This is a genomic window from Flectobacillus rivi (genome assembly GCF_030056655.1).
Classification (GTDB): Bacteria; Bacteroidota; Bacteroidia; order Cytophagales; family Spirosomataceae; genus Flectobacillus; species Flectobacillus rivi.
The window spans coordinates 204213-217729 of sequence record NZ_JASHIE010000010.1 but is presented as its reverse complement, the minus strand read 5'-3'; the positions used below and the strand labels follow the sequence as shown (position 1 = coordinate 217729).

Annotated in this window: 13 protein-coding genes; 2 read left to right on the top strand and 11 right to left on the bottom strand. The window is 36.8% G+C overall.

Features of this window, described 5'->3' with window-relative positions; translation table 11 throughout:
• Positions 1-31: 31 nt before the first annotated feature.
• The 10 genes from murD to rplM all read right to left on the bottom strand — a co-directional run bounded on the left by murD (position 32) and on the right by rplM (position 8050).
• On the bottom strand, positions 32-1375 hold the full coding sequence (murD, locus tag QM481_RS15245; RefSeq protein ID WP_283382347.1) for a UDP-N-acetylmuramoyl-L-alanine--D-glutamate ligase: 1344 nt from the start codon (positions 1373-1375) through the stop codon (positions 32-34).
• Positions 1376-1614: 239 nt separating this feature from the next.
• Positions 1615-1947, bottom strand: a complete 333-nt coding sequence (gene mscL, locus QM481_RS15240; protein WP_166549999.1) for a large conductance mechanosensitive channel protein MscL — start codon at positions 1945-1947, stop codon at positions 1615-1617.
• A gap of 19 nt (positions 1948-1966) precedes the next feature.
• On the bottom strand, positions 1967-2872 hold the full coding sequence (locus QM481_RS15235) for a DUF3078 domain-containing protein (RefSeq protein WP_283382346.1): 906 nt from the start codon (positions 2870-2872) through the stop codon (positions 1967-1969).
• 58 nt (positions 2873-2930) lie between these two features.
• Positions 2931-3773 (bottom strand): mechanosensitive ion channel family protein, encoded by an 843-nt coding sequence (locus tag QM481_RS15230; RefSeq protein ID WP_166549997.1) that lies wholly within the window; start codon positions 3771-3773, stop codon positions 2931-2933.
• Positions 3774-3810: 37 nt separating this feature from the next.
• Entirely contained in the window at positions 3811-4014 is a 204-nt protein-coding gene (locus QM481_RS15225) for a hypothetical protein (RefSeq protein WP_166549996.1), read from the bottom strand.
• A gap of 35 nt (positions 4015-4049) precedes the next feature.
• Positions 4050-4655: an RNA polymerase sigma factor gene (locus QM481_RS15220; RefSeq protein WP_095161349.1), complete on the bottom strand. Its 606-nt coding sequence runs from the start codon at positions 4653-4655 to the stop codon at positions 4050-4052.
• 441 nt (positions 4656-5096) lie between these two features.
• Complete coding sequence (gene tsf, locus QM481_RS15215; protein ID WP_283382345.1) at positions 5097-5930, bottom strand: translation elongation factor Ts; 834 nt, start codon at positions 5928-5930, stop codon at positions 5097-5099.
• Between the two features lie 248 nt (positions 5931-6178).
• Positions 6179-6991, bottom strand: coding sequence for a 30S ribosomal protein S2 (gene rpsB / locus QM481_RS15210; protein ID WP_166549994.1), 813 nt, complete (start codon positions 6989-6991; stop codon positions 6179-6181).
• A 166-nt stretch (positions 6992-7157) separates the two neighbouring features.
• A complete protein-coding gene (gene rpsI / locus QM481_RS15205; RefSeq protein ID WP_166549993.1) occupies positions 7158-7547 on the bottom strand; it encodes a 30S ribosomal protein S9 in 390 nt (129 codons plus the stop codon).
• A gap of 59 nt (positions 7548-7606) precedes the next feature.
• Complete coding sequence (gene rplM, locus QM481_RS15200; protein ID WP_095161345.1) at positions 7607-8050, bottom strand: 50S ribosomal protein L13; 444 nt, start codon at positions 8048-8050, stop codon at positions 7607-7609.
• Positions 8051-8506: 456 nt separating this feature from the next.
• Here rplM and QM481_RS15195 point away from each other — a divergent pair, with 456 nt between their 5' ends.
• A complete protein-coding gene (locus QM481_RS15195) occupies positions 8507-10564 on the top strand; it encodes a S9 family peptidase (RefSeq protein ID WP_310589670.1) in 2058 nt (685 codons plus the stop codon).
• 279 nt (positions 10565-10843) lie between these two features.
• Entirely contained in the window at positions 10844-11638 is a 795-nt protein-coding gene (locus QM481_RS15190) for an SDR family oxidoreductase (RefSeq protein ID WP_283382344.1), read from the top strand.
• A 66-nt stretch (positions 11639-11704) separates the two neighbouring features.
• Here the strand turns inward: QM481_RS15190 and QM481_RS15185 are convergent, their stop codons facing one another.
• Positions 11705-13033 carry an amidohydrolase gene (locus QM481_RS15185; protein ID WP_283382343.1) on the bottom strand — a complete coding sequence of 443 codons (1329 nt, stop codon included), beginning with the start codon at positions 13031-13033 and terminating at the stop codon, positions 11705-11707.
• Positions 13034-13517 lie beyond the last annotated feature (484 nt).

The following is a 13517-nucleotide window of genomic DNA, read 5'->3' as shown; positions in this document are numbered from 1 at the left end:
AGAATTCTATGGGTATTAAGATAAAGAAGGATTATTTTACGTTTGGTAGTTCTTTGACAGCTTGCTTAAACTGGCGTCCTCTGTCTTCATAATTTTTGAACAAATCAAAACTAGCACATGCTGGTGACAACAATACTACATCACCTTCAACAGCTAAGTTTGCTCCTGTTTCTACAGCCTCTTTCATGGATTTTGTATCAAAAATTAAAGGTACTTTTTTGCCAAAATAATCAAATAATTTATGATTATCTGTCCCCATACATACAAGAGCTTTGACTTTGTTTGCAACTAGCTCATCTATTTGACTATAGTCGTTGCCTTTATCAACTCCTCCCATAATCAATATAATTGGCTCATTAAAACTTCCTAGTGCATAAAATACCGAATCAACATTAGTAGCCTTAGAATCATTTACAAAAGTAACTCCGTTTACTACTCCTGCAGGTTCTAAGCGATGCTCTACACTTTGGAATGAAAGCAACCCCTCCATAATTTGCTCGTCGTTCAAACCAATAGCTTGAGACGCCAACACAGCACAACTCGCATTGATACTGTTATGTGTTCCTTTAATAGGTAATTTATCAATATCTACCTGAAAATCGCGCGCTTGAAATTTAGCCTCCAAAACACCATTCTGAACAAAAGCTCCTTGTGCTACCTCTTCCTGAATCGACACTGGCAAATGATTAACAGCATACACTTTTTGCGTCAGTTCTTTAGCCAAAGCTTCACTTTCTTGAAAGTAGATAAAATGGTCGCTCGGAGTCATATTCTGTAAAATACGGAATTTAGAATTCACGTAATTTTGGAAATTATACTCATAACGGTCAAGATGGTCTGGGGTAATATTTAACAAAATGGCAATATCAGCCTTGAAATCATAGCAATTATCAAGCTGAAAGCTCGAAAGCTCCAACACAAAATAATCGAAAGTATCTTCAATTACTTGTTTCGCAAAACTATCTCCCACATTTCCTGCCAAGCCAACCTTTAAGCCTGCCGATTTGAGAATATGATAAACCAAAAGAGTCGTCGTAGTTTTACCATTACTTCCTGTAATAGCAATAATTTTCGCTTTTGTATATCGGGAAGCAAACTCAATCTCTGATATGATTGGTTTACGTAAAGACTTCAGTTTTTTTATTAATTCAACTTTGTCAGGGATCCCTGGGCTCTTGATAATTTCATCCGCATCCAAAATAAACTCCTCATTGTGCTGCCCCTCTTCGTAAGGAATATCATTCTGCTCTAAAATCTCTTTGTATTTGTCAGACAAAGCCGATTTATCAGATAAAAAAACCTCATATCCTTTACTTTTTGCTAACAAAGCTGCACCTACGCCACTTTCACCACCTCCTAAGATTACAATTTTCATAACAGTTTTATTTTTGGGATAAAGCCTTAATTCATTTTGTTTTTTGTATCAAACCACCAATATAAGCCCCATCAAAAAGTACTCATTTTTTATTAGTATCAAATCTTTCTGCATGAAAGACTTTTTGACGTTGCAAAATAATCAAAAAGCGCTTTACCAAATATGCTTTAAAAAATAAAAAACAAAAGTCTGACGCCATTAGCATCAGACTTTTGTTGAAAATCGAAACCATTGAATATCTATTCAAATTTCTTTTCTGTCAAACCTGCTTTATTTGCAGCCTTAATGACCAAGAAAATCACCCATGCTACAATAAGGAAGTTGACCGAAATCTGAACAAAGCTACCAAATTTCATGGCTACTTCTGCTTGGTTTTCAGCAGGATTAGCTGCTTTAAGTACGACTTTCCAAGTAGAAAAATCGATTCCGCCAAGAAATAAGCCAACCACTGGCATCAAAATATCCTCAACGAGTGAGGTAGTAATTTTGCTAAATGCTCCACCTATTACAACCCCCACTGCCAAATCAAGCACATTACCTTGCGAGATAAAATTTTTAAATTCTTTTAACATCGGTAGTTTAGTTTAGAAATCATGGAAAAGTATATAAAAGACCAATACCTAAGTTTTGAGCTACTTGTAAATTAGCACTCTGATCTTGGAAATACATCGCGATTATATCGAAAGTAGTGCTTATGTATTTATTTACCTTCGCTGTAAATTTAGCATCTAAGCGATTATCCATTGCCGCAAGGTCATTGTATTTAATAAACAGTGCATAACGTGCCTTTAGATTAATATTTTTTGCTACATCTTTATCTAACGTCGCAACAATCTGCATCAAGGCTACATCATTCTTAATGGTTTTACCATCTGGCACTCCATATCGTTCTCCTGTTTTTGTAAACGCAATCTTATTATCTGCAACGATAGTCTGACGAAGGGCTCCTGGTGCAAAAGACATATTAAATACTTTTGAGGGTTTCCATTCAAGACCTATGGATTCGGTTATATACGCAGGAGAAAACAAATTAGAAACCAGAATGTCAGGCTTATAGGTTGTTCCATCTGGAAGTGTCACATCAGCCCCAGCTCCATAGTTATAGCCTTTAGAAAATTGAGACTGAAAGTTAAGATTGGCGATAAACAACCATTTTGGAGAAATTTTATTTCCTAGTTTGGTATCAAAGAATACCCTGTCTATGGTTTTTCTTAATCCGCTTCCATTATCTTGTAAGCCATACTGCATTTGTAAATCATTTACCCAGTTGACTTTACCCTTATTGTATTCACCTTTTGCATTAAAAAATACGTTGAATCCAACAGATCCTTTCGCACCTTGAACAGAACTCCAAGCTCCATTAAAACTAGCTTGGTTAAAGTTGGCTCCAAAAGCAGTTTTCTTCTTCCAGTAAGAAGTATCCTTTTTAGCCTCTTGTGCTATTGTAGCACAACCTACACTTAAAATTGAGAGTGTTAATAAAATTTTTTTCAGCATGGCTCTAATATGTATTGATTGTAGAATTTCCACTCTCTTTCTCAACACAAATCTGGCGCTACAGGTCTGATTCTACCTTTGAGTCATGTGCAAAAATTTCAATTTTTTCCTTTTGTAAGACATTTAAAGGTAAAATTGTCTGTGTTTCGCCAGTTTGTAATGTTAAAGAGGTGGTGTCAAATGAAACGATGATACCTTTTACACCATTCACTTCAATGACTTGTCCTTCTTTGAATTTGTTCTTGCTATAGAAGTTAGACAGGATATTTGTTAAAACGTCACGCGAAGCAAAGCCATATCCAATCGCAAATGCTAAAACGACTCCTCCGATGATTAGGTTGAAGCTTGATTCCAATAGACTAGTTTCGATGCCAGCCTGTTTAAGAGAGGCGATCAACGCAATCACAAAGAAGAAGAAAAATACAATATTGCCAAGGAGCTTTGCTGAGTCGATTTTAAACGAATTACATAGATTTACTACAGTATTCTTTAATGTATCTGCAATCATTAACCCTGCAAACAGCAAAATAGCAGAAGCTATTAATTTGGGGATTAAATTAACTAAAGATGCTACCATATCTGTCAGTACTTGCATGCCTAACGTTTCGGTAGAGGCCGTAATAAACACTAACATGATAAAGTACTGTAATACTTTAGACACGATTAAACTTAATTTCAACTCACCAAATCGGGCGATAACATCAATCTTATTTAGTTTGTCTCCTAAGCGATCAAATCCTGATTTTTCAAGGGCTGTTTTTAAAATTCGACTTACTAGTTTTGACACAATTGAACCTACGATCAATAAGATAGTAGCTCCTAATAACTTGGGTACAAAACCCGTTAACTGCTCTAATAATTTGCGAAATGTATCAATTAAAATGTCTTGGATGTTTGGCATGATCAATAAATGCGATTATAATAATGAAAGTAAAGAGCTATAATTCATCTTCAGGTGTAATAGTAGATTCGCCACGTTGTGTGTTCAACGAAGCAGTTATGGTATTGATGAAATTACCAACATACAAATCTATAATTATAGAAGTGTTGCGAATTGTATCTATCTCTGATACAAGAGCTCGCTTGAGACTTTCTGGAGCCTTTTCTGAAGATTCTAAATCTTTAAAGGGGTTTTCAGCCATATCTATTTAAGTAATTAGCGTATTTGGAACCAAATTTAGTCATTTCCAAACAGCAAGCTAAGTGCTTTGGCGATAATTATTCCCCAAATGAGAGTGGATTCAAGGTAAACCTTTCTGATTTTTTCTTTGGCTCTAAGCAAGCGCATTTTCACGGCACTTTCAGATATGTCTAGGGTAGATGAAATTTCCTTAATAGACAAATCATCCTGATACTTCATCATCAGAATAGATTTCTCCTCTGGTTGCATCTGAGATAAGGCTTTACGAAGCTTTGTTGCCTCCATTTCAGCCAATTCTGCTCCTTCGTCGTAATCTTCTACATCGAAGTTTTCATCCATTAAGGTTTCTGAATAGCGCTTAGCCAAACGAGTTTGGTCTATACAGTAGTTATAAGTGATTGAATATAGCCACGTTGAAAACTTCGCAGTTTCTTTATACGATGATATATTCATCACTAGCTTTAGAAAGATGTCATGTGCGAAGTCTTCGGCACGTGCTTCATCTTTTACAAATGAGAGACATTTGCGATATACTTTATCTGAATACCTATCATATAAATGCTCGAAATAGATATTCTTCTGAGTTTCGATAAAAAGCTTCACAAGCTTTTCATCCGTTTCTTTTTTAAGGTTAGCTTTCATTAGCAGACTTTGATTTAGCTCAGGCGGGTTTCATATAGTTTTACTGAAAAAGATAGTGTTTATTACTTAATTATTATCATTTGTCTACATAATATTAAGGTAGGCAAGTTAACAAAAAACTTTATATAAATAGGGTGGCGTTCCCTAAATCTTATTAATCGTCACTCTATCCTACGAGTATTCACATGAAAATAATCAAATACACCTGTTGTTTAATCACTAAGCAACTCCTAATTTACTGATTATAAAGCTATTGACGTTAAAAATACCAATTATGCTACAATTATATCTAACAAAGTAGTTGATCATTGAATATAACTGATAAATGTAGAATAAAAGAAATAAAAACTCTGAATTTTATATAAATAAGTCTAGTCTTTATGATAAAAAATAAGAGCCTCTTTTTGAGAGGCTCTTATTAAAAATATGGTATTCAAGCGATTAAGCTAAAGCAATACGTTTGAATTCTGTGATTGTCAAACCTTTTTGAGTTTGTTCCAACAATTGTTTGATGTTGATAGAAGAATCTTTCACAAACTGTTGGTTCAACAAAGTAGATTCTTTGTAGAATTTCTCTAATTTACCTACTGCGATTTTTTCCAACATAGCTTCTGGCTTACCTTCAGCACGAGCTTGGTCTTTACCGATTTCGATTTCACGCTCGATTGTAGCAGCATCAACACCGTCTTTGTCCAAAGCAACTGGTTTCATTGCAGTGATTTGCATAGCGATATCTTTACCTACTTCTTGAACATCAATACCTGAAGTGTTAGTAAATGCTACTAATACACCAATTTTGTTGTTTGAGTGAATGTAAGAAACTACTTTCTCTGCAGTTACATTTTCGTAACCAGCGATAGTAATTTTTTCACCAATTTTACCAGTCAACTCGATAATATTTTCTTCTGCAGTACGTCCGTCAGACAATGTAGCAGCCAATACTTCTTCTTTAGTAGCAGCATTGTTTGATACTGCAGCTTCCAACAAAGCAGAAGCCAAGTTATTGAAATCAGCTACTTTAGATACTGGTTCAGTTTCACAAGCCAAAGCAAGCAATTTACCATTTGAACCATCTTCGCTGATAGAGATCAATACAACTCCTTCATTAGTAGCATTGTCAGCACGTTTAGCTGCAACTTTTTGTCCAGCTTTACGAAGAATATCGATAGCGGCTTCAAAATCGCCATTAGCTTCAGTTAGGGCTTTTTTGCAATCCATCATGCCCGCACCTGTCATTTGTCTTAGTTTATTAACGTCTGCTGCTGTAATAGCCATCGTTTTGTATATTTTAAGATTAAAATTTCTATTAAACTTCTAAGCTTTGAAAGTACTAGTACCTATTGGTAATAGCTTATCTGCAACAATTACTCATTTCTTAATAGCCTCCCAAAACTAACAGAATAGCCCACAGAAAACTATGGGCTATTCAAATGGTAATAATTATTTCATTGACACTTAACAACTTAAGAGTATTGGTGTCAATCTACGAAAGAAAGTTTATAGGCTAATAGCCCCATTTGCTACTAAGCTTCTTCTTCTTTCTCGTATTTAGCTGCTAATTTCGCTGCTTCGCGCGCTGCTTCTTCTTCCTCTGCAACTTTCTTTGCCTCTTCTTCTTCAGCCATACGAGCATCGTCTTTATCTTGCTTACGCTCCATCAAACCTTCTTCGATAGCTTTACCGATAGCTAAAGTAATCAATGCGATTGATTTGTAAGCGTCATCGTTTGCTGGAACTGGGAAGTCTACTAAATCAGGGTTTGAGTTAGTATCGCACATAGCGAAAACTGGGATACCCAAACGTTTTGCTTCAGCAACTGCAATGTGCTCACGCTTTACGTCAACTACGAACAAAGCAGCAGGAAGACGAGTCAAATCAGTGATACCACCTAAAACTCTTTCCATTTTCTCTTTGTCACGAGTCATCATTAAACGCTCACGTTTAGCCAATGCCTTGAAAGTTTCTTCGTCTTTCAACATCTTTTCAATCTGTCCCATCTTCTTGATAGATTTACGAACAGTTGCAAAGTTTGTCAACATACCACCCAACCAACGGTCAGTAACGAAAGGCATTTTCAAACGACGTGCTTCTTCAGAAACGATCTCTTGAGCTTGTTTCTTTGTAGCAACGAACATTACTTTACGTCCAGAACGAACGATTGCTTTAATAGCAGTACAAGCTTCGTCCAAACAAGCCAAAGTCTTGTTCAAATCGATGATGTGAATGCCATTTTTCTCCATAAAGATGTATGGAGCCATTCTTGGATCCCACTTACGTGTTAAGTGTCCGAAGTGAACACCAGCATCCAATAAGTTTTTGTATTCTAATTGTGCCATTTGTGTATTGTTGAAATAAATTCAACACTAAATGATGAAAAAAATATGAGTAAATAATCGCTGCGGCATCGGTCACTGCAAGCCTAACAGCAATAAGCATTTGGCATACGAATAACAAGCAGCCCATTGCTGGGCTGAAATTCGTAAGCCAAAAGCCGTAAAAATATTAACGTTTCGAGAACTGGAATCTACGACGTGCTTTACGACGACCTGGTTTCTTACGTTCTACCATACGAGGGTCACGAGTCAAGAAGCCTTCTTTCTTCAATGGAGGACGCAATTCGCTATCGATTTCTTGCAATGCTCTAGAAATAGCTAAACGGATTGCTTCTGCTTGTCCTTTGATACCACCGCCATCAACGTTTACTTTAACATCATAAGCACCTTCAGTTTTTGTTAAAGCGAAAGGTTGGTTAACGATGATTTGTAAAATTTCTGATGGAAAATATTCTTTAATTTCACGACCGTTGATGATGATTTCGCCCTTACCTGGAGTCATGTAAAGACGCGCAACAGCCGTTTTTCTTCTTCCTAATGTATTAGTTACTTCTGCCATTGTTTTATAGAGAAGTTATCGGTCATAGTGGCGCTCCCAACTACAACTAATAACGATTATTAGAATTTAATTTCTTTTGGTTGTTGAGCTACGTGTGGGTGTTCAGTACCTGCATAAACGTGCAAGTTTGTGAACAAACGACGACCTAAACGGTTTTTTGGAAGCATACCTTTTACTGCTGCTTCAACTACACCTCTAGGGTTTTTGCTCAACACTTCTCTTGGAGTAGCAAAACGCTGTCCACCTGGATAACCAGTGTGACGAGTGTAAACTTTATCAGTTAATTTCTTGCCAGTAAAACGGATTTTATCAGCATTGATTACGATAACGTTATCACCACAGTCAACATTCGGAGTGTAGCTTGGCTTGTGTTTACCACGTAAGATTTTAGCAATCTCAGAAGTTAAACGACCTACGATTTGGTTTTCTGCATCTACGATTACCCATCCCTTCTCTACGGTAGCTTTGTTAGCTGAGATGGTTTTGTAACTTAAAGTATCCACTTTTGTTCTAAGTTTTAATGTTATGAATCATCTTTTACAGATGACGGAATACACCTGATTTTCAATGATTTTGCCTTATTTCCTTTCTGAACGGGCATCCAGTCGAAAATGGGAATGCAAAATTACTGAATATCATGACGATATACAAATAATTACAAGGAAAATTTTCGTATAAAAGCCTATTCTTTCAATTTTTCTTCTAGATTGATTTGCACCTCTTTAGACTAATCACTAAGCCCTAAAGGTCATTTTTTTAGTAGTCAATTTATCTTTAAAATATTAGGTCCAAATATTGTGTAATTGGAACTTGCCTGTATCTAGTTTAAGATTTCTCTAAGAAAACTTTATCTTTGAGCAATGCGTTTAGCTAATGACCTACGTTGAGGTTAAATACAAATTATTTTATTTATCGAAAACATTACCGTTTTTACTCAGTCTGACAATTCCATAAATTCTATGAACATTCAAGGTATTCCAGCGCCAAAGGCTCCTATCAAACCTTATCCTATGACCATCCACGAGGATACTCGTGTTGATAATTATTATTGGCTAAATGACCGTGAAAATCCAGAAGTAATTGCCTACCTTGAAGCAGAAAATGCTTATACAGAAACGGTTATGTCTCCAACAAAAGCTTTTCAAGAAGAGCTTTTTGAAGAAATGAAAGGGAGAATAAAAGAGCAGGACGAATCTGTTCCTTACCGTGATGGAGATTACTACTATTATTCTCGCTATATCGAAGGTGGAGAATATCCGTTGTATTGTCGCAAAAAACACTCAATGGAAGCAGAAGAAGAAATTCTTTTAGATGGTAATGCTCTTGCCGAAGGACATGAGTATTTCTCGATTGGTGGCTATGATATTTCGGACAACGATCAAATATTAGCTTACAGTATCGACACTATCAGCCGTCGTAACTATACGCTTTATTTTAAAAACCTTCAAACTGGCGAGTTATATCCAGAAACAATTGAGAATACCGAAGGTGGGGCTTATGCTTGGGCTGCCGACAATCAAACTATTTTTTATCTGCAACGTGACCCTCAAACTTTATTAGCATCAAAGGTTTATCGCCATAAATTAGGTACTTCAGCCTCAGAGGATGTTTTGGTATATACAGAGGAAGACCCTCAGTTTTATATGGGATTGGGGCGTATGAAATCTAAAAAATACATTGTTTCGGTTTCTGATCATAATGGTGTTTCTACAGAATATCGCTTGTTAGAGGCATCAAGCCCTGATGGTGACTTCAAGGCATTTTACCCTCGCCAGCATGGCTTACAATATTCGATAGAACATTTTGAGGACAAATTCTATATCCGAACAAATGTGGGTAATGCGACCAACTTCAAACTAATGGAAGTTACTGAAAATGAGTCGTATGATATTAAAAACTGGAAAGAAGTAATCGCACACCGTGAGGATACTTATTTGGAGGGCATAGATGTTTTTCGTCATCATTTGGTATTAACAGAACGTAGTAATGCGCTAATTCATTTAAGAGTAATCGACCAACGTACACAAAAAGAACATTATTTGAATTTTGGCGAACCTGCCTACGATGCAGGTGTTGGATACAATCCCAACTTTGATACTGATTTACTCCGCTTTCATTATACTTCATTGACTACCCCTAGTTCGGTATTCGATTATAATATGGATACGCAAGAGAAAACGCTTATGAAAGAGCAAGAAGTCCTTGGAGTATTTAATAAAGAAGATTATCAGACAGAAAGACTCTTTGCAACTGCGCGTGATGGCGTACAGATACCTATTTCGATTGTTTATAAAAAAGGATTCAAAAAAGATGGCTCACAACCTTTGTTGCAATACGCGTATGGCTCGTATGGCTATTCTATTGACCCATATTTCTCGGCTGCACGTTTGAGCTTATTAGATAGAGGGTTTGCCTTTGCCATTGCCCATATCCGCGGGGGACAAGAAATGGGGCGTCCTTGGTATGAAAATGGGAAAATGCTTCAAAAGAAAAACACTTTCTTTGATTTTATCGATGTTTCAGAGTATTTGATTCAAGAAAAATGGACTTCGAAAGATAAACTTTTTGCCAATGGTGGCTCGGCTGGTGGTTTATTGATGGGCGCTATTATCAATTATCGCCCAGACTTATATAAGGGTATACTAGCAGCTGTTCCTTTTGTCGATGTTGTTACGACCATGTTGGATGAAACAATTCCACTTACCACAGGCGAATGGGAAGAATGGGGTAATCCTAAAGAAAAAGAGTATTATGATTATATGAAATCTTACTCTCCTTATGACAATGTGGTAGCACAGCAATATCCAAATATGTTGGTCACAACAGGTTTGCATGACTCGCAAGTTCAATATTGGGAGCCGGCCAAATGGGTAGCTAAACTAAGAGAGTTGAAAACCGACAATAATATCTTGCTTATGCACTGCGATATGTCGACAGGGCATGGAGGAGCATCAGGACGCTTCCAAAGATTTAAAGAAGTTGCCAGAGATTATGCCTTTATTTTGAATTTAGTGTAAGGTAAGGAAATAGTTTTTAGATACTAATAGCTTGATATAAGAGAGAAATGCTTCTAGTATTTTGTGACAGCTCAATTCAATTATATGCTTACTACTATTATATATTAATGTAAAATAAAATTGCATTAATACGCATTAGGCTATAAGCCGTAGGCATTAGGCAAAAATGTATTCATGGTTTTATTATAAACACTTTTATACTTTCAGCATACGGCATATAGCTTAATGCCTATGGCAGGTAAAACTCTTTCAATTTTACCCGCTAACCTATACAAAACTATGTATCTCGATCAGAAAGTCATTTGGATAACAGGAGCCTCTTCAGGAATTGGAGAAGCGCTAGCGCTAGAATTAGCAAAATTTCCAGTCAAATTAGTTCTGTCGGCTCGTCGAAAAGATGAGCTAGAACGAGTGGCATTACTGACAGGGTTGTCTTCCAAAGACCTTTTTGTATTACCCATGGATATGTTGGATATATCTTCGATGTCGCAAAAAGTAGAGGATGTAATACAACGTTTTGGGAATATTGATATCGTAATACAAAATGCTGGAGTGTCTCAGCGTTCGATGGTGAAGGATACCGTTTTTCAGGTATATCGAGATTTGATGGAAATTAACTTCTTTAGCATTGTAGCATTGACACAGGCTGTTTTACCGCATTTTACTCAAAGACAAAGAGGACATTTTGTAGCAATCAGTAGTGTGGCAGGTAAAATTGGAACTCCATTACGTGGTGGTTATGGCGCCACAAAACATGCTGTAATTGCCTTTTTTGACTCGTTGAGAGCAGAAGTTTTTCCTGACAATATTGATGTGACTGTTATTTGTCCGGGCTATATCAAAACGCAAATTTCGTTTAATGCGCTTTCGGGAGATGGTAGTAAACATAATCAAATGGATGCTAATCAGGCAAAAGGAATGCTTCCAGATGAATGTGCTCGCCAAATTGTCCGAGCGATTATTGCTAAAAAATCAGAAGTATATATCGGTGGATGGTACGAAGTAATGGGTGTGTATCTCAAACGCTTCTTTCCAAATTTCGTTTACAAGACTTTACGATTAAAAAAATCATAAAGTAGAAAAAGGGGATAATGATGTCATTATCCCCTTTTTCTTTATCGATTGTTCGAATTCATGAATTTACTTTCCTGTTGCGTTAACAGCTTTTCCAGCATTCATTTCCATATAGTCAAGCGTCAAGTTTGTCATGGCTTTCATACCTAACACAAAACCACCTTCGTCGATATAGAAGTCAGGCGTATGATGCGAGGCTGTTTCGGATTCTTTCTTTCCTTTTGGAGCACCTCCAAGGAAGAAGAACAATCCCGGTACTTTTTCTTGGTAAAATGCAAAGTCTTCTGCGCCAGTAGCCGCCGATGTCAAGAATACATTTTCTTTTCCAGCAACCGCTTCTAATGTTGGAACCATTTTTTCTGTCAAAGAAGGGTCATTAAAAGTTACAGGGCACATTTTAGTAATACTTACTTCAGCGATGGCACCAGCACTTTCGGCAATATTTGTAGCCACTTGCTTCATTCGAGCATGAATCATGTCCTGAACCTGCGTATCAAGCGTACGAATGGTTCCATTCATATTCAATTCTTCAGGAATGATATTGCTTCTTACCCCAGCATTAATTTGACCAACCGTCACAACAGCCGCTGATTCTGTAAGGGGAGCATTTCGGCTGACAATTGTTTGTAAACCCATCACGATTTGTGAGGCAGTTACAATAGGGTCGATACCTTGCCAAGGAGTAGCACCATGAGCCTGTTTGCCTTTCAATTTGATTTTGAACCAGTCAGAAGCAGCCATTGTACCTTTAGGGCGGTAACGAATCGTTCCAACAGGTGCTTGTGCACTAATATGAAGTCCGAAAATAGCATCAACTTTAGGATTTTCAAGTACACCCTCCTTTACCATCAAACCAGCACCACCTTCTTCCCCTTCAGGAGCGCCCTCTTCGGCAGGTTGGAAAATGAATTTTACGGTACCTTTCAATTCACTTTTCATACTAGCCAAAATTTCGGCAGTACCCATCAAAATGGCCACGTGCGAGTCATGACCACAGGCATGCATCACGCTTACAGGTTGGCCGTTATATTCACCCATTGCTTTTGAAGCAAAAGGGATATCCACTCTTTCTTTTACAGGAAGAGCGTCCATATCGGCACGTAATGCAATTACAGGACCTGGCTTGCCTCCTTTCAAAATTCCCACAACACCCGTTTTTGCTACGCCCGTTTGTACTTCAATACCCAGCGAACGAAGATGAGCCGCAACTTTTTCTGAGGTCTTAAATTCACGATTACTCAATTCAGGATTTTGGTGAAAGTCACGACGCCAAGTTACAACTTTAGACTCAAGCGACTGAGCTTTTTGTGCCACTTTAGCTTTGAGGGCTGCGGTCTGGGCAAATGACATATAGGCGCCTAAGAGCAAAGCACCAGAAAGTACTATTTTTTTCATGAAATGTGTTAAGGTTTGTGTGATGACAATTATACCATGTGCAATGTCAAATTTGGGTACTACACTTTTATGAAATTAAGAAGTTATTAAGAATATTCCAAGAAGAATCCATTTGAGAATAAAGCATATTAAGGATTACTGTGCCCCAGAAGCATACTATTTTAATAGGCTTAATTAAGCATCAGAGACTAAAAACTTACGTATATTAATCAACAGTTCATTACAGTTACGTCTACACATTTCAAATTTTTCAAAAAAAATAAATATCCTTTTGAATAGTACTTTTTCAAGGCTCTGTAAAGCTTTAACTCTAAATTTTCAGGTGTTACATTAGAGGAATTGCAAATGGCATTACATTTGAAAAATCCAATAATTATCCTCTTAATTGTATTATAAAATGTAAATTCTTGCTAATTGGTCATTATTTCTAAAAAGATATATTTATCTTTTATCAGAGGCTTTTGTAAACAAAATATTATTTATT